A 394-nucleotide genomic window follows, 5' to 3' on the forward strand; every position below is an offset into this window, starting at 1 on the left:
GTCAGCCGTTGATAGTTACATTTTCGATGGTTACAAATGAAACCAGTTTGGTCAACATCGCCGGCAGGCCGCGCTATGCGAGGCTACGACGGTGATCAGGGAGGATCGGATGGGCTTTTCCTACATGCCGGGCTTCGGCAACGATTTCGAGACTGAGACGCTGCCCGGCTCGCTGCCGCAGGGGCGAAACTCGCCGCAGCGGCCGGCCTACGGCCTTTACGCCGAGCAGCTTTCGGGCTCGCCCTTCACCGCGCCGCGCGGCACCAACGAACGTTCCTGGCTCTATCGCATCCGCCCGAGCGTGAAACACACCGGCCGCTTCAAGGGCGCGCACTATCCGCTTTGGAAGACCGCGCCCAATCTCGGCGACCACGAGCTGGCGCTCGGCCAGTAT

The 394-nt window shown here is 62.9% G+C and carries 1 protein-coding gene; it reads left to right on the forward strand.

The features are described 5' to 3' along the window. Positions 1-109: 109 nt before the first annotated feature. On the forward strand, positions 110-394 hold a 285-nt coding region (locus EOA33_RS38620; RefSeq protein ID WP_127407881.1), incomplete at its 3' end, for a homogentisate 1,2-dioxygenase.

The sequence above is a fragment of the Mesorhizobium sp. M4A.F.Ca.ET.050.02.1.1 genome, assembly GCF_003997725.1.
Taxonomy (GTDB): domain Bacteria; phylum Pseudomonadota; class Alphaproteobacteria; order Rhizobiales; family Rhizobiaceae; genus Mesorhizobium.